Below are 16,122 nucleotides of genomic sequence, written 5' to 3'. Positions count from 1 at the left end.
GGGTACGTACCTCAACCGGATGCGGTTTATTATTCGGCTTTCATGCCCATTTTTGCACCATGACTCTCGAATCCCTCCGCAACGGCATCGACGCCCTTGATGATCAACTGCTGGACCTCCTCAACCAGCGCATGGAACTGGTGCGCAAAGTGGGCGAGGTGAAGCGCACGGCCAACACTGTCATCTACCGCCCCGAACGGGAAAAGCAGATCCTGGACCGCCTGCACAATCAGAACAGTGGGTTGCTGAACCGGTCGGCCATCGAGGCCATTTTTCTGGAGATCTTTGCCGTATCGCGTAACCTCGAACTGCCCGAACGGGTGGCGTACCTGGGGCCGGAGGGCAGCTTCACCCACCAGGCCGCCGAAAGCCGGTTTGGGGCCATGAGCGCCTATATGGCCCTGCCCACGATCCGGTCGGTGTTTGAAAGCGTGGAAACGGGTCGGGTGCGGTTTGGGGTAGTGCCCATTGAAAACAATCAGGAAGGTGTGGTAAGCGAGGCCATTGACCTGCTGCTGGAAAAAGACCTGCGCATTGCCGCCGAAGCTCAGATTCCGGTGCATTTTACCTTCGCCACCCAGGCCGAAAACCTCGCCGACATCACCCATATCTATTCCAAAGACATTGCCTTCCGGCAGTGCAGTCGGTTTCTGGCCGATTCGTTCGACGGTCTCAAAGCCGAGTTTGTCCCCGTTGAATCGACGTCGAAAGCGGCGAAGATGGCGGCACAAAACCCCAAAACGGCGGCTCTGTGTTCGCACATTGCGGCCAAACTGTTCGACGTGCCGGTGCTGTTCGACAACATTGAAGACAGCGACCTGAACCGGACGCGCTTCCTGATTCTGGCCAAAGATTTTGCGAATCAGCCTAGTGGTCAGGACAAAACCACGCTCATTGCCAAGCTACCCAACACCGAATCGCCGGGGGTACTCGCCGAGTTTTTGCAGGAATTCAACGCCCGACGCATCAACATCACCAAGATCGAGAGTCGCCCGCTGCGCAACGGGGCCACGTTTCAGTACTGGTTTCTCCTCGAATGCGAAGGCCACGCCGACGAACCACAACTGCAGGAAATCCTGAATCATCACACCGCCGATGTGAAACTGCTGGGCAGCTACGTGCGGGTGTCGTAGGGGATAAGTTAACTGTTGCTTGTGGCTTGGCGCTGAAGGTTGCTGACGCGAGGCCCTTCGACAGGCTCAGGGTGACAGGCAAATAAGAAAGTATCCTAATTTGATTCAGTGTCGTTGTCACCCTGAGCCTGTCGAAGGGCCTCGCGTCAGCAACCTTCAGCGCCAAGCCACAAGCAACAGTTAACCTAGACGCCGTCCGCTACTGCTTTTCGGTATGGCTTCAGCCCATATGCATAAGCGCAGAAAGCAAGCAGTCCACTAGCAAACACCACAATAGACAGCGAGTAGCGTACTGCTTTTTCGTCGTGGAAAACATAATCGGTGAGCAGGGCAACGGCCGTGGGGCCAAAGCCAAGGGCGATGATGTTCAAAATGAATAAATACACCGCCGAAGCCAGCGCACGGGCCTGATTGGGCATGATAGACTGGATGGCCGCCGAGGATGCGCCAAATGGAAACGCCACAAAAAAGCAGGGAACAGGCAGCAGGACCATAGCCAGCGTGGGGTTGGTGATCAACGGAAAACACGCCCCCAGCGCTACGCCAACAGCTGAATACAAACCAATCCTGAGTTTACCGTCGGTGATGCCCCGGCGCGTGAGGTGGTCGGCATAACGACCGCCCAGCAAAATGCCCGACGTGGAGAAAATGGCCACCAGCGTACCATAGAAGCCGCCCGCTTTGCCAATGCTCCAGCCAAACGTGCGGACAAAATAAGTGGGCGTCCAGGCCGACGAAGCATAGGCCGCCAGCGACAGAAACGTGATGCCGAGGGTGACCGACAAAAACGCCGCCTGCTTCTGGCGAATTAATGCCAGCACATCGCCTACCGACAGGTGTTGCACCTGCCCCCCTGCGGTGGTGAGCATACCGCGCCGGAGTGGCTCTTTCACCGTCAGTACCAGCAGTGAAATAAGCAGTCCTGGCAGGCCGATGTAGAAGAACAGTGTCTGCCAGCCAAATACCTCGCCGATGACGGGCAGCGTAACAATGTGCGGGGCGGTGCCACCACTGCTCACGAGCCATGCCCCCAGCAACACCGCAATACCCGACCCAATATAGATTCCCGCCGAATAAACGCTGATGGCCGTGGCCAGTTTTTCTTTCGGGAAATAGTCGGCCAGCATCGAGTAGGCCGCGGGCGAAAGGGTTGCTTCGCCCACGCCAACACCCACGCGGGCCAGAAAAAACTGCCCGTAGCCCCGCGCCACCCCACACAGGGCGGTCATCAGGCTCCAGACGGCAATACCGCCTACCACCAGGTTTCGGCGGTTGCGTCGGTCTGCCCAGCGGCCAACGGGAATACCCAGCAGGGTGTAGAAAAGGGCAAAGCTGAGACCCATAAGCAGGCTCACCTGTGTGTCGGAGAGGTGGAAATCGCGCTTGATGGGGGCTACCAGCAGGCTTAGGATCTGGCGGTCAATGAATGATGAAATGTAGGCCAGCAACAGAATAATAACGGTGTACCAGCCGGCGCGAAGTGAGGGGGGCGTGGCCGTGAGCGGGGTAGCAGCAGGGGTCATGAAGCGGTAGGTTTAGGAGTTGGCAACGTTATAGCAAGCACTGATACTGCTGGTATGGAATAGGCCCTTTGTAGAAAACGTCGCCAAGGGGTTGCATTCCCCGACGAGCGTAAAAAGAGGCCGCAATCAGCCGTGCATCGCAACATAACCGATTGGCGTTCAATTGCTTTGCTTTATCAATTACGTGGTTTAGCAGCAACGAACCAATACCCTGCCCCTGAAAATTGGGATGCGTGGCAAACTTGCGAAACTGCGCCCGCTCGCCCTCCACAAACAGCGAGATAACAGCTATCAACTGCCCATCTACAAAGGCCCCTATATGATGCCCTTCGCCGTCATTCGGTAGCCGAACGGCTTCAATTGGTTTGTCGGGCCAAAGCACTGATTGGCGCAAAGCAAGGGTATCGTCGGCAGTGATGGGGGCAATTATGAGTTGCATACCGGGCCATTATCCGAACAGCTTTTCCAGGTCGATGATCAGGTCTGGGAAAAGGCTTGATGTGAGGGTCTCGGTCATGGGGCGCAGGCCAATGTACTGCCCATGCTCATTTAGCACGTAGACAAAGACCACTTCATCGGCTGGCTCAACCAACCAATACTCCTGCACGCCTGCCTCCTGATAGAGGTCAAATTTCTGGTTCATTTCGCGCTTGGTATTCCCCGGCGAAAGCACTTCAACGACAATGTCGGGTGCTCCATTACAACCCTGTTCATCAAGCTTAGTGCTGTCGCAAATAACGCAGAGATCAGGCTGTACAACGGTGTAAATGTCCTTACTAGCCTTGATCGACTTCTTCCGGTTATAGAGCCGCACATCAAAAGGGGCAATAAAAAGCTGATAGGGCTCACCAGTAAAATAGGTAAAAAGATTGCCGTGAATCATGCCTACGATTCGTTGATGGCGGACACTAGGTGCCGGCGACATTTCGAAAAGTTTGCCCCGAAGTAGTTCCACGCGTTGCTCAAATTGCCATTTTATATAGTCGGCGTAGGAATAGGTGCCCGATGGGTCTAACTGACTCAGATCGGTAATTACGGTTGTCATGACAGCTTCTTTTGGGCTAATGTACGCGTTTCGCTAGTTACTCTCCCCGCCCCACTCTGCCAACGGCTACAGCCCACGGCGGCTACTTCCTGTCAACTCGGCCCGTTGAGTATGAAGATGCTGCCAATCTGTCACAATTTCAAACAAAAAACAGGGCTGGCATTTTGCTTGATAGATAGTGCTCAAGTGATCGAATCAAACTTAAATCAGCATACAACTTAACCAATTATGGGAAAGATTATTGGCATTGACCTGGGTACCACCAACTCTTGCGTGGCCGTTATGGAAGGTAACGAGCCTGTGGTAATCCCCAACAGCGAAGGTCGGCGGACAACGCCTTCCGTGGTCGCTTTTATGGACAACGGCAACGGCGAACGCAAAGTGGGTGACCCAGCTAAACGTCAGGCAATCACCAACCCACAGAACACGATCTCGTCGATCAAGCGGTTCATGGGTAAACGCTTTAATGAAGTAGCCAACGAAATCGGTCAGATGTCGTACAAAGTGGAGAAGGGTCCGAATGACACCCCCCGCGTACGTATCGGCGACCGTCAGTATACGCCACAGGAGATTTCGGCGCTGATTCTGCAAAAGATGAAGCAAACCGCCGAAGACTACCTTGGCCAAACCGTAACCGAAGCCGTGATCACGGTGCCCGCTTACTTTAATGATGCCGAACGTCAGGCCACTAAAGAGGCTGGTCAGATTGCCGGTCTCGACGTGAAGCGGATCATCAACGAGCCTACCGCAGCGGCCCTGGCCTACGGTCTCGACAAGGTTCACAAAGACATGAAGATCGCCGTGTTTGACCTCGGCGGTGGTACGTTCGATATTTCGATTCTGGAACTGGGCGACGGTGTGTTTGAAGTAAAATCAACCGACGGTGATACCCACCTCGGCGGTGACGACTTCGACCAGGTGATCATCGGCTGGCTGGCCCAGGAGTTCATCAACGACGAAAACATTGACCTGCGCAAAGACCCGATGGCCTTGCAGCGCCTGAAGGAAGCCGCCGAGAAGGCTAAGATCGAGCTGTCAAGCTCATCGTCGACGGAGATCAACCTGCCCTATATCATGCCGGTTGATGGTATTCCCAAGCACTTAGTCCGCACCCTGACCCGCGCCAAGTTCGAGCAACTCGCCGACTCGCTGATTCAGCGGAGCCTGGAGCCTTGCCGCCGTGCCCTGAAAAATTCAGGTCTGAGCGCCAGCCAGATCGACGAAGTCATTCTGGTGGGTGGTTCAACCCGGATTCCGAAAGTGCAGGAAGAAGTAGAAAAGCTGTTTGGCCGCAAGCCTTCGAAAGCCGTTAACCCCGACGAAGCTGTAGCCATTGGTGCTGCTATTCAGGGTGGCGTGCTGACGGGTGAAGTGAAAGACGTACTCCTTCTCGACGTGATACCCCTGTCATTGGGTATCGAAACGATGGGTGGCGTATTCACCAAGATGGTGGAATCGAACACGACCATCCCAAGCAAGAAAACGGAGGTGTACTCAACTGCGTCAGACAACCAGCCGAGCGTAGAAATCAATGTGTTGCAGGGTGAGCGGCCCATGGCAGCGCAGAACCGTCAGCTAGGCCGGTTTATCCTCGCCGACATCCCGCCCGCACCGCGCGGTGTGCCCCAGATTGAAGTGACCTTCGACGTGGATGCCAATGGTATTCTGAACGTGACGGCCCGCGACAAAGGCACCGGCAAGGAGCAGAAGATTCGTATCGAAGCCAGCAGCGGCCTTACCGAAGCCGAGATCACCCGGATGCGTGAAGAAGCCAAAGCCAACGAGGCGTCGGATAAAGCCGAGAAGGAAAAAGTAGAGAAAGTCAATCAGGCCGACTCGATGATTTTCCAGACCGAGAAGCAGTTGAAAGACTACGGCGACAAGCTCTCTGCCGGTAACAAAACGGCCATTGAAGACGCCCTCGGTAAGTTGCGTACGGCCCACGGCTCACGCGACGCCGCCTCGATTGACACGGCCCTCGAAGCCCTGACTGCCGCTTGGAATGCTGCCTCGCAGGAAATCTACGCCGCCACCCAAGGCGGCGCTGACGGAGCCAACCCAATGGACGGTTTCGGTGGTCAGCCCGGCGGCAACGGCCAGCCTAACGGCAACGCCAACCAACCCACTGACGGCGACGTGTCAGACGTACCGTATGAAGAGGTGAAGTAAAATAGTAAACCTATAAGGCTTCCGAAACCTTATAGGTTCTTAATAAAAAAATGCCCTACTGGTCACAGTAGGGCATTTTTTTGTAGGGTTAGCAAGTTAATGTATCATTGTGATATGAACCACCCATCCTATGCGTTCACTCTGTCTGACGATTTGTTAACCTTCCGTTTTGAGAGTATCAGTGACCAGAAACGTATCACGAAATTGATTGTATACACGCCTATTCCGGGGCTTAACGGCGTGTACAACTTAGCTTTGCTTGACTTTTTATCGGATGGCACGACAGATGACCTTACTGTTAGCAACAACGGAGATATGCCACAAATACTAGCGACTGTGGCTCAAACTATGTTACAGTTTCTAAGACAGCATCCGGGGGCTACGATAGCGTTTGCGGGAAGTACACCAGTGAGAACTCGCTTATACCGCGTTGCCATTTCGCAAAATATACAGTTGATTGAACCGATGTTACTTATAGAAGGTTTTGTGGGTGGCGTATTCGAACCCTTCCGACCAAACCGACCATACGACGCTTTCTTTATTCGTTTGAAATAGAGTCACTATATGATTGCGCATGGCTATGAACACGACAGCAACAAAGAAATCAGATACTTCTACGAAGCGGGGGCGTTACCAATCCGTTGAGGATGCCGTTCGGCAAAAGCAAGCGGCTTTGGTGCAGATATTGGCGGGGGCTGATCTCACGCGGTTCACTGGCCAACCCAACGGCAACCAACCCACCGACGGCGACGTGTCAGACGTACCGTATGAGGTGAAGTAATAACAAAACTAAAAAGCCCCGCCAGAGAAATTTGGCGGGGCTTCATAATAATTAGTGTCTTTGGTGTACGGATTCTAATAAATATATATACCCTCGATCTAGTGTTGCTCACCAAAATAACTATTTGAATAAATGGAAACGAAGGTTGTAAGAGAAGGGGTATGTAGAGCATTTGGTATTGTACAGGATGATAGAGGACTTGTAGATGCCTTCGAGGTTAACCCAGCCACTGGAGAAATGAGTATATACGCGATACGAGTAGGTTGGTTTAGGGACTTGGCAGACCCAGCAGTATGGGCCAAAATGGAAAAGAAATTAGCTAGCCTTATTTAACCAAAACTTTACCACAAAAGCAAACGCCAAAATCTGCAAAAATACACGATTAATTCATCTACTCAGACTATTCACCACAAATTATGAGCTGACGCCAAACATCTTTTATTATTAATACCGGCGAATCCATATCTTATTATTTCTGTGCAGTTACGTTCACATGTATATTTGTAAAATGATCAAACATCTAATTGAAGATTTAGCTTATGACAAAATAACACTTAGTCAGGGGCTGACAAGGGCAAAACTAATTGCAGGGAGGACACAAGCTTCCAATTTAAGAGAGTGGGTCAACCAAGAACTCCAAGGTTATAAAGATGATTTGCACTTACCTGACTATAGAGTTATACCGTGCCAAACCTACTTGGTCATTAGGTTACCATTTGGTGGACAGGATGTTGTACCTGTCTATATGGGTAAAGATAGCTTGTCCAAATACTATGACACACATCAGTTATATGACTCTGTAAATATTATCGAATCCTTACTGAGTAGCCTTAAAGATGAACTCGTCATTACATTGTCATTGCCTGCTAATTTGACTCTCCCGATGGCTAAACCGTTCGAACAAGATATACAAGATAGGATGGGAGCTGTAAGGTCAGTGATAAAAAAGATTAGTAGAAGTCAATATGAAAGAGTCGTCGATCTAACTAAGCATAAGTTATTAGATACTCTGCTCGAACTATACGCGCAATTTCCTAATTTAGAAAATGATTTTAATCCAACCGAAGAAAATCTTAATAAAGTGGAAAACATTGTAAACAACCATATCTGGGGTAACAACAATCCCATTACTGTAGCTGCAGGGCAGAACGTAGTACAGAAGGACATTACGAACAATGTAGGTTTGACTGACTATTCTAAGCTCGAAGCTCTTGGTGTTGAGAAAGCTGAGGTAGAAGAGCTACAGACCATTCTGACGACACATCAAGGCGACAAACAGGTTCTGAAAGAGAAAGTTATGAAGTGGGTCATGCCAGTGATGACGGGAGCGATGGCCCGAGGTTTGTATGAGCAAGCTCCGAAGATTATGGAGTTCGTTACAAAGCTTATAGAATAATTCTATTGTTAAATCGCATTCGTTGTTCAGAAACTTTGACCCCTGTCACTTCTCCCAACTGGGGTCTTAGCCGATAGCTGAGGCAGGACGATAGCGACGTGTGCGGTGGAAGCGGAGAATCTGTTGAGGCTCACGCACGAGTGCGCGAACCAGTAGTGTATAGAATCGCTGAATTTGAATATCAAGCAACGAAGCCAAGACAATGACAACTGGAGAACTAAGACAAGGTATTCACCAATTGGTTGACAGCGTTCAGAATGAAGTGACGCTCATTGATATTCACCGCGTGATTGCCTTGCACGTTGAACAGCAGGATATGCCATTGGATGATGACGAGCCGATTCTGCGGGAACGGATGAGCCGCCTTACGGGGCAACTAGAGCGGGGTGAGTACATCACCAACGAGGCTATGAAGTAACGAGTACAACAGTGGCTCGGCAAATAATCTGGACGCCTGAAGCGCAGGAAGATTACCGTGATGTTGTTTCCTACTTGCTTGATCGATATGATGATGAAGATGCCTTATATCGGTAGAGCACATCCTGAATTTAGTGCGGTTCGTCAGCAACTTGTTCGGCCCTACAATAAGATCAGTTACGTCGTTTTGCCTGATTTTTTGGTAGTTGTCAATCTGAAAGATTCCCGCAGTGGAAACGAAAAATGACTCGATGAACGAATAAAGATGGTAGCAAAAATGCCCCTGCTGATGCTAGTTGGGGTATTTTTATGCATCAATAGGATTGACCTTGTTGCCCCCGACGGGGCAACAAGGCCAAACACCTGAACCCGGCCCGGCGTTACTGATTGATAGCATGTTTCCGACGAGACTGCGCGAAACCAGCAACGACATGAAAGCAGCAATTATCAACCAATATGGCCCGGCAAGCGAACTGCACGTGGCCGATGTGCCCAAGCCCGAACCCGATACCCACGAGGTGCTCATTCGCGTACACGCCACCTGCGTAAACCCGTTTGAGACGCATCAGCGTGCGGGTGATATGAAACTGATGATGTCGAGCGATTTTCCGAAGATTTTGGGGGCCGACGTGGCGGGGGTAGTGGAAGCTGTGGGCCTGATGATCACCGATTTCCAGCCCGGCGACCGCGTCGTGGCTACATTGGGCATGAGTGGTGGTGCCTATGCCGAGTATGCCGTGGCTAAGGAAACCAACCTGGTGAAGCTCCCCGACACGATCACGTTCGAGCAGGCCGCCGCCATGCCCGTTGCTGCCGGAACGGCCCTGCAAGCCATGCGCGACAAAGGCCACCTGCGACCCATGGACCGGGTGCTTATCAACGGAGCTGCCGGAGGCGTAGGTCATTATGCCGTGCAACTGGCCAAGATTCTGGGAGCTACCGTTACGGCGGTGTGTGGTCCCGACGCGGTAACGATGGTGAAAGAACTGGGTGCCGACCGGGTGATTAATTATCGTGAAATTGACTTCACGAAAGAAGATGAGACCTATGACCTGGTATTCGATGCCGTGGCCAAAAGCTCGTTTGATGAATGCCACGCAATCCTGACCCCAACGGGCACCTACGTGACAACCAGGCCCTCGCCGAAAGGGGTGCTGGAAAAAGTAACGAGCCTGTTCGCCGACCAGAAGGCTGATTTCATCCTGTTTAGCTTCACCCAGACAGATATGAACTGGATGCTGAAGCACACAGCCGAAGGTCGGCTAAAATCAGTGATTCAGCATACCTATCCGTTGGCCGAGATAGCGCAGGCGCATACCGAAAGGGAAGCTGGACATGTAAAAGGAAAACTGGTCGTAACGATTGACTAAGGTGGGCAGGGCACATGCATAAAAAAAGCTCAGCAACCATTGCTGAGCTTTTTTTATGTGTTGCAGAAAGCCTAGGTATTGCTATTACCGCCGCCGCCGAAGAGCTTGGAGATAAGCCAGATGACCAGGGCAATTCCCACGATCACGAACAGAGCACCCGTCCAGGCACCGGCTTTGAATATATCGCCGATGGCGGCGCAGCTGCTCATCGAGAACAGCAGAAAAAACATGAAAGAGAGAATGACGTAGCGTTGTACTGGCGTTTTCATGGCGTTGAGTGATTTATAGGATGCAATCACTTCTGCAAACACGCTGCCCGCCGCGTTGTTGCTATTTCTGAGCTAACGCACTCATTTTAACCAAGATTCAATCCTGATCGACCAGTTCCGACGCTGATGAAACCACTCTTTTGTTCCGATAGGCCGAGTCGGTATGCACTGGTCTCGACCGGCGATTCAACTGGGAAGAAGCCCACCCCACGCCAAGTACGGTGGCGATCAGGGCCAGGTCGCTCAGAATTATTTCAGCAACGGGGGCTTCGCGGAAAAGAGTGAGCCCGGCGATGAACAGAAGTATGACCAAAAATGTGGCCGAATAGAGCAAGTGACGAGTGAGCGTTTTCATAGGTTAAGTTGATTTTTGCCCGGCAGCTATCAACTACAGAACGCATGCCGACACCAAAAGATGACGTCACAGTTGGGGTGAGTGGCAACTTTAATAGCATTTAAATCAGGCTTCGGGGGCTGTATTCAGCCTTTCGATACTTCACCCATCGACCGCGCCAGCGGCTCTATTGAGTCAATGGGCAGGGTATCTGGGTTGTGGGTTTGTATCTTTGCACCTCACCCAAACAGGTCAACGTTGCTCGCTCGCCAACCCACTGTCGGCTCATCTCGTCCTACCCTTTATACGCTGCCGTTCTGGTTGCTGTGTATCAGTAACTTCTTGTTTTCGGCCAGTTTTTCGATGATGATCCCTGAACTGCCCGGCTACCTGAAGCAGATCGGTGGGCAGGACTATCTGGGTTGGGTTATTGCACTGTTTACCCTGACGGCGGGGCTGTCGCGGCCATTCAGCGGCAAAATAACCGACACCGTGGGCCGGGTGCCCGTGATGGCGTTTGGGTCTGTCGTTTGCTTCATCTGCGGTTTGCTCTACCCATTTCTGATTACCGTGGCGGGGTTCCTCACCCTGCGCCTCGTTCACGGCTTTTCCACGGGCACCAAACCCACGGGTACGTCAGCCTACGTGGCCGATGTGGTTCCTGCCGACCGTCGGGGTGAGGCCATGGGTGCGCTGGGATTATTCACGGCCACGGGCATGTCGCTGGGGCCGGTTATTGGCTCGTTTCTGGTAAACAACGCCTCAATGAATACCATGTTTTATACCTCGTCGGGCTTTGCGTTACTGTCTATCGGTATTTTGCTGCGCCTGCCCGAAACGTTGGAAAACCCGCAGCCATTCCGGTTCAACCTGCTTCGCCTCCAGAAAGATGAGTGGTTTGACTGGGGCGTGCGGTGGCCGTTTTTTGTGCAGCTACTGGCCTCATTCGCGTCGGGGGCGGTGATCACGCTGGCCCCGGCTCTGAGCGAATCAGTAGGGGTGGCCAACAAAGGCTGGTTTTTTGCGGTCTACACGCTGGCTTCATTGCTGGTGCGGCTCACGCTGTCAAAATCCTCGGACCGTTACGGGCGGGTGCCCGTACTGATCGGGGCTAACGTCATTTTGGCGGTTTCGCTGGTGATGTTGTCCATGACCGATTCCATTGCGCTCTTCTATGCCTCGGCCATTCTCTATGGTATGGCGTGGGGTATGAATTCGCCAACGGTACAAGCCTGGACAGTGGACCTGAGCGACGATGCTACGCGGGGCCGGGCCGTGGCTACCACGTATATTGCGCTGGAGGCGGGCATTGGTATTGGGGCCCTGGCGGCGGGCTGGTTCTATACGCATATGCCCGACAGCGCACTGCAAACCGCTTTTGGGTTATCAGCCGCCCTGGCAACGGTGGGCGTGATTTTTTTGTTCTGGGTGAAAGGAAAGACGTTTAATGTCTAAAGTTCAAAGTTCAACGTTCAACCTTGCTTCGCGCGTTGCGGTAGGGCGCGAAGCAACTTTAGACATTGAACGTTAAACCTTGAACTCATACTATGATTCGCATATTTCAGCAGGACGAAACGGCGGTGCGGAAAGTCCGCGACATGGACTCGTTTCAGGATACCGAACGCACTCTTTGGGTTGATCTACAAAATCCCACGTCCGACGAGATTCGGAGTGTAGAAGAAAAATTTGACATCAGCTTCCAGAGTCAGCAGGAGCAGGCCGAGATTGAAAGCAGTTCGCGTTTTATTGAGGAAGATGAGGTGCTGGTGGCCAACTCCAATTTCATGGTGCCCGACCGTGAGCAACAGTATCGCACGGTGCCAGTCAACTTTTTGCTCAAAGACGACGTACTCTTTACCTATCGCAACGCTGATTTGCGCTCCTTTGCCGACATGGTAAAGAAGATCAAATCGAAGCGTGCGGCCTTTAGTGATGGCGCGCAAATCCTGATTTCCATCTTCGAATCGCGCATCGACTACGACGCGGATATTTTGGAGGGGTTGTCGTCGGCGGTGAAAGCGATCAATAAGCAGATGGACCTGGACGCCAAGCTGGAACGGCAAATGCTCTTGCAAATAAATGATTACCAAGAGCTGACAATGTCAATTCGGGAAAATGTGGTGGATAAGCAGCGCGTTATATCGGCCATGATCCGGTCCGACGGCTGGTTTACCTCGGAAGAACAGCAGCGTCTGCGAACGCTGATAAAAGACATCAACTCACTGGTTGATCACACGAATTTCGTGTTTGAGCGCCTGGAATTTCTGCAGAATACCTTTCTGGGTCTGGTTAATCTGGAGCAAAACAACATCATCAAGATATTTACCGTACTCTCGCTGGTACTGTTGCCGCCCACGCTCATTGCCAGTGTCTACGGCATGAATTTTCCTAACATGCCGGAAGTAAACTGGCGCTATGGTTACGCCTTTGCCATCGCCCTCATGGTGCTCTCCTCTGGCGCAACGTACTATTTCTTCAAGAAAAAGAATTGGCTGTGAAATTAGTGGTAAGTGATAAACGGTGAGTGGTAAGTGGGCTGACGCATAACTGAAAGCGCGTCAGCCCACTTACCACTCACCGTTTATCACTTACCACTAAAAAATCTATCCCCGCTCGTCGCTCAGGTATTTGCGGAGCATCCAGGCCATTTTCTCATGGGCTTCCATCAGGCCCGTCAGGAAGTCGGCGGTACCGGCGTCTTTCAAATCGTCGGTGCAGGTGTCTACATCTTCGCGAAGTTCACGGATCACCTGCTCGTGGTCACCCAACAGCCGCTTGAACATCTCCTGCGTATGAATGTGACCATCGTGGTCTTCCTTAAGACTCGATGTCGACAGGAAATCTTTCATGGTGGCAATCGGGCGACCGCCCAACTGGCGAATACGTTCGGCTACCTGATCAATTTCTTCTTCCAGCGCTTCATACTGCTCCTGGAAAAATTCGTGGTATTCCTTGAAGCTTGGACCCGACACATCCCAGTGGAACTTGCGGGTTTTGATGTAAAGCACGTGAAGGTCGGCTAAAAAGCCATTCAGCAATTCGTTGTCTTGTTGGAGGACTTCCTTGTCAAGGCCAATGTTGGGTTGCATAGCGCGTTGAGTGTGTTGTTAAAAAATGGACTCGCTGATCGAGTTATTCCACTAATTAACTGGAAGGGACGAAAAGAGTTTGTCGTTCGGAGTTAGTGGTTCGAAATTTGGATATGCTGGTCGTTAACGAAAATTGAGGTATACCTCAACACCATAGTAGCGGGGGCGGCTCCAGGCAATCTGGTCACCAAATTCATATTCCCAACCGTGCTGAATGTAGAGTTTGTTGGTCAGATTTTTCCCCCAGAAAGCAACGCTCCATTTCCCATTGGCAGGTACAATAGCCACCCGTCCGTTGACAATACTGGCCGGTACACGGGCAAGGATCTCCGAGTTCGATATGTCGTTGTAGGCTTTGCCCGTGTGATTTATGTTTAGCCCCATATACATCCGCAGCTTGTCGTTCAACTGTATGTTGTATTCAGGGGCAACCGAAAATGTCCAGTCGGGAGCCTTCAGCAGCCGGTTACCTGCGTAGTTAACCGGGTTGCCATTGTCGTCGGTGCCGAAGGGGAAATCAACAAATCTCAGGTTCAGATAGCCCGCCGACACGTCGATCCGAAATCGCTTAAGCATAGCCAAAAACTCGACTTCGGCCCCGTAGCCCCGCGTCAGGGGGGCGTTGGCTACCCGCACCCGTGTGCCCTGGTCGAGCAGTTCCTGTTTGTCTTTGTAGTCGGTATAAAAAACGGCACCATTCACCTGAATTCGCTCGGTGGGTTTGGCTTTCAGCCCAATTTCATAATTGTTTACGTATTCTGGTCGAAAAACCAGTCCCCCGCTTTCGCTGTCTTTGATCGGGGCTGTATTGAATCCTGCTCCTTTGAAGCCCCGTACAAATTTGGCGTATCCCATCAAGTTCGACGTGAACCGGTAGTCAAGTCCCATATCGTACGATAGGGCTACGTTGGAGGTTTGGCGCGTTTCAGGGTTGGTCTTACTGCCTATGTTAGCGGCGTATAGGTTTATGATATTGAAGGATTTGCCATTTACCACCTGATTCCGGATCTTCTGGTAATAAGCCAGTTCACGGGTTTCTGCCGTGAGTCGCAATCCACCGCTCAGTCGAAGTTTAGGTGTAAGTTCTAAAGCGCCAGATATAAATCCGGCGGCGCTCTGTGACCGAATGACTGCGTTTGTGGTGTAGCCCTCACTGATAAACTTGCTGGCGTTGGCAATGGGCGCGCCCAGTAATCTGGCCGCAACGGGCACAAAGTCTTTATTGAGCGTGAAAGTATCTGTGACACTTATGCGTTCATTGAGGTAGTACAGCCCGGCCACGTAGGCAAATTTCTGGTCGCGGGGCGAGTTGATGCGGAGTTCCTGACTAAACGTCCGCAGGCCCTGAGCCCGGCCCCAGCGCGACGCGTCGGCAGCCGATATGTCGTTGTCGCTGAAGTAGCTGTCTGTCGAGCTATTGAGTGCTGAAATGGCCGTGAGCGTGTTTCGCCCCAGTTTGACTTCCAGCTTACCCATGCCTCCGTACTGGTCGCGGTTAAACTCGACCGGGACGTTCTGATTGGTAGTCAGGCCTTCGTCAGCCCGAACACCTACTGGGTTGTAATCGGGCTTGCTAAGATACACAAAGGTGTTTTCGGCTTTGCCATCGCGCCCGTAGTTGCCTCGCAGTGTCAGCGTTAAGCGGTTGGATGGGGTGTAGAGCAGCGAACCGCGAAACCCGAAAAAGTCGGTTTTATTGAGAGCTTCGTTGGCTGCTACGCGGTCAGTAACGTAGCCATCACGCAGGCTCAGCGCACCCGTCAGCCGGACGGCCAGTTTATTTTTGATAAGCTGCCGGTTGAGTTTAGCCCTGATTTGCCGGAAGTTATAGTTACCGTAGTTGAGTTCAATCTGCCCGGAGTTGTTCATGTCGGGCTTTTCGGAGATGACGTGAATCACCCCACCAATGGTGTTTTTGCCAAACAGCGTTCCCTGCGGGCCGCGCAACACCTCTACGCGGTCAATGTCCATGAGGGTTTGGTTGTAGGCAAAACTGCGCGAGAAATACACGTCGTCGATATACAGCGCCACCGTCGATTCAAATCCCACGTTATCGAATACAGTTGACAGCCCCCGAATTGAAAACGACACCTGCGAATTCAGCCACGAATCGGTCATGAGGTTGGGCGTGTTGTTCAGGGCTTCCATGGTGTTGTAGATGCTACGCCGTTCGAGGTCGCGCCGACCCACTACCGAAGCCGCTACAGGCACTTGCTGCAGGTATTCGTCCTGCCGGTTAGCAGCTACCAGTACATCGGCCAGTTGCGTCTCGTTGCTGACCAGTTCGAAGTTCTGCTCAATAGATTTGCCAGTTGGCTCTAACGGGATTTCTATATCACGAAAGCCTACAAAGCGAACGACAACGGTTACGGGTTCGGTGAAAGCGAGCCGGTAGCGGCCTAGCCGGTTCGTGATCGTTCCACGCTTGGTTCCTTTCACAAATACCGACGCGCCCACCAACGGGTCGCCGTTGGAAGCCCGCGTAATACGCCCGGATAGCACGGTAGATTGACTCTGTGCCTGAACCGGGCCGACACACCACCACAAGGCCAGCCCAAAGGCCAGCCATAAACGTATACTTGATCTCATGCCAGCA

General features: G+C 52.1%; 16 protein-coding genes. 9 read left to right on the top strand and 7 right to left on the bottom strand.

The window, feature by feature from the left end; all coding sequences use genetic code 11:
• Nucleotides 1–59: 59 nt before the first annotated feature.
• A complete protein-coding gene (gene pheA / locus J2I47_RS21000; protein WP_207366581.1) occupies nt 60–1,133 on the top strand; it encodes a prephenate dehydratase in 1,074 nt (357 codons plus the stop codon).
• Between the two features lie 185 nt (nt 1,134–1,318).
• Here the strand turns inward: pheA and J2I47_RS20995 are convergent, their stop codons facing one another.
• Genes J2I47_RS20995 through J2I47_RS20985 form a run of 3 tightly spaced genes read right to left on the bottom strand, consistent with a single transcriptional unit; the run spans nt 1,319 to nt 3,701 of the window.
• Nucleotides 1,319–2,656 (bottom strand): spinster family MFS transporter, encoded by a 1,338-nt coding sequence (locus tag J2I47_RS20995; RefSeq protein ID WP_207366580.1) that lies wholly within the window; start codon nt 2,654–2,656, stop codon nt 1,319–1,321.
• A gap of 28 nt (nt 2,657–2,684) precedes the next feature.
• A complete protein-coding gene (locus tag J2I47_RS20990) occupies nt 2,685–3,095 on the bottom strand; it encodes a GNAT family N-acetyltransferase (RefSeq protein ID WP_207366579.1) in 411 nt (136 codons plus the stop codon).
• Between the two features lie 9 nt (nt 3,096–3,104).
• Entirely contained in the window at nt 3,105–3,701 is a 597-nt protein-coding gene (locus J2I47_RS20985) for a Uma2 family endonuclease (RefSeq protein ID WP_207366578.1), read from the bottom strand.
• A gap of 228 nt (nt 3,702–3,929) precedes the next feature.
• Between J2I47_RS20985 and dnaK the strand changes: the two genes are divergently transcribed.
• From dnaK to J2I47_RS20955, 6 genes are all read left to right on the top strand, one after another.
• On the top strand, nt 3,930–5,870 hold the full coding sequence (gene dnaK / locus J2I47_RS20980) for a molecular chaperone DnaK (RefSeq protein ID WP_207366577.1): 1,941 nt from the start codon (nt 3,930–3,932) through the stop codon (nt 5,868–5,870).
• 114 nt (nt 5,871–5,984) lie between these two features.
• Entirely contained in the window at nt 5,985–6,425 is a 441-nt protein-coding gene (locus tag J2I47_RS20975) for a DUF6934 family protein (protein WP_207366576.1), read from the top strand.
• A 25-nt stretch (nt 6,426–6,450) separates the two neighbouring features.
• Nucleotides 6,451–6,651 (top strand): hypothetical protein, encoded by a 201-nt coding sequence (locus J2I47_RS20970; RefSeq protein ID WP_207366575.1) that lies wholly within the window; start codon nt 6,451–6,453, stop codon nt 6,649–6,651.
• Between the two features lie 508 nt (nt 6,652–7,159).
• Nucleotides 7,160–8,047 (top strand): AbiTii domain-containing protein, encoded by an 888-nt coding sequence (locus J2I47_RS20965; RefSeq protein ID WP_207366574.1) that lies wholly within the window; start codon nt 7,160–7,162, stop codon nt 8,045–8,047.
• A gap of 202 nt (nt 8,048–8,249) precedes the next feature.
• The gene (locus tag J2I47_RS20960; RefSeq protein WP_207366573.1) at nt 8,250–8,465 is read left to right on the top strand and encodes a hypothetical protein; all 216 of its coding nucleotides are present in this window, start codon (nt 8,250–8,252) and stop codon (nt 8,463–8,465) included.
• A gap of 430 nt (nt 8,466–8,895) precedes the next feature.
• Entirely contained in the window at nt 8,896–9,834 is a 939-nt protein-coding gene (locus tag J2I47_RS20955) for an NAD(P)-dependent alcohol dehydrogenase (protein ID WP_207366572.1), read from the top strand.
• 71 nt (nt 9,835–9,905) lie between these two features.
• Here J2I47_RS20955 and J2I47_RS20950 read toward each other — a convergent pair whose 3' ends face one another.
• Both J2I47_RS20950 and J2I47_RS20945 read right to left on the bottom strand, forming a co-directional pair.
• Nucleotides 9,906–10,103, bottom strand: a complete 198-nt coding sequence (locus tag J2I47_RS20950) for a hypothetical protein (RefSeq protein ID WP_207366571.1) — start codon at nt 10,101–10,103, stop codon at nt 9,906–9,908.
• Between the two features lie 97 nt (nt 10,104–10,200).
• Nucleotides 10,201–10,458 carry a hypothetical protein gene (locus J2I47_RS20945; RefSeq protein ID WP_207366570.1) on the bottom strand — a complete coding sequence of 86 codons (258 nt, stop codon included), beginning with the start codon at nt 10,456–10,458 and terminating at the stop codon, nt 10,201–10,203.
• A gap of 237 nt (nt 10,459–10,695) precedes the next feature.
• Here J2I47_RS20945 and J2I47_RS20940 point away from each other — a divergent pair, with 237 nt between their 5' ends.
• Both J2I47_RS20940 and corA read left to right on the top strand, forming a co-directional pair.
• Entirely contained in the window at nt 10,696–11,892 is a 1,197-nt protein-coding gene (locus J2I47_RS20940) for an MFS transporter (RefSeq protein WP_229374841.1), read from the top strand.
• 92 nt (nt 11,893–11,984) lie between these two features.
• A complete protein-coding gene (gene corA / locus J2I47_RS20935; RefSeq protein ID WP_207366569.1) occupies nt 11,985–12,935 on the top strand; it encodes a magnesium/cobalt transporter CorA in 951 nt (316 codons plus the stop codon).
• Between the two features lie 105 nt (nt 12,936–13,040).
• On the opposite strand, the gene J2I47_RS20930 is transcribed toward corA, so the two are convergent.
• A complete protein-coding gene (locus J2I47_RS20930; protein ID WP_207366568.1) occupies nt 13,041–13,526 on the bottom strand; it encodes a Dps family protein in 486 nt (161 codons plus the stop codon).
• Nucleotides 13,527–13,649: 123 nt separating this feature from the next.
• Nucleotides 13,650–16,115 carry a TonB-dependent receptor gene (locus tag J2I47_RS20925; protein ID WP_207366567.1) on the bottom strand — a complete coding sequence of 822 codons (2,466 nt, stop codon included), beginning with the start codon at nt 16,113–16,115 and terminating at the stop codon, nt 13,650–13,652.
• Nucleotides 16,116–16,122: the final 7 nt, after the last annotated feature.

This window comes from Fibrella rubiginis (assembly GCF_017353185.1).
Taxonomy (GTDB): domain Bacteria; phylum Bacteroidota; class Bacteroidia; order Cytophagales; family Spirosomataceae; genus Fibrella; species Fibrella rubiginis.
Note: the sequence above shows the minus strand (reverse complement) of the source record. Positions and strands in the feature narration are given on the sequence as shown.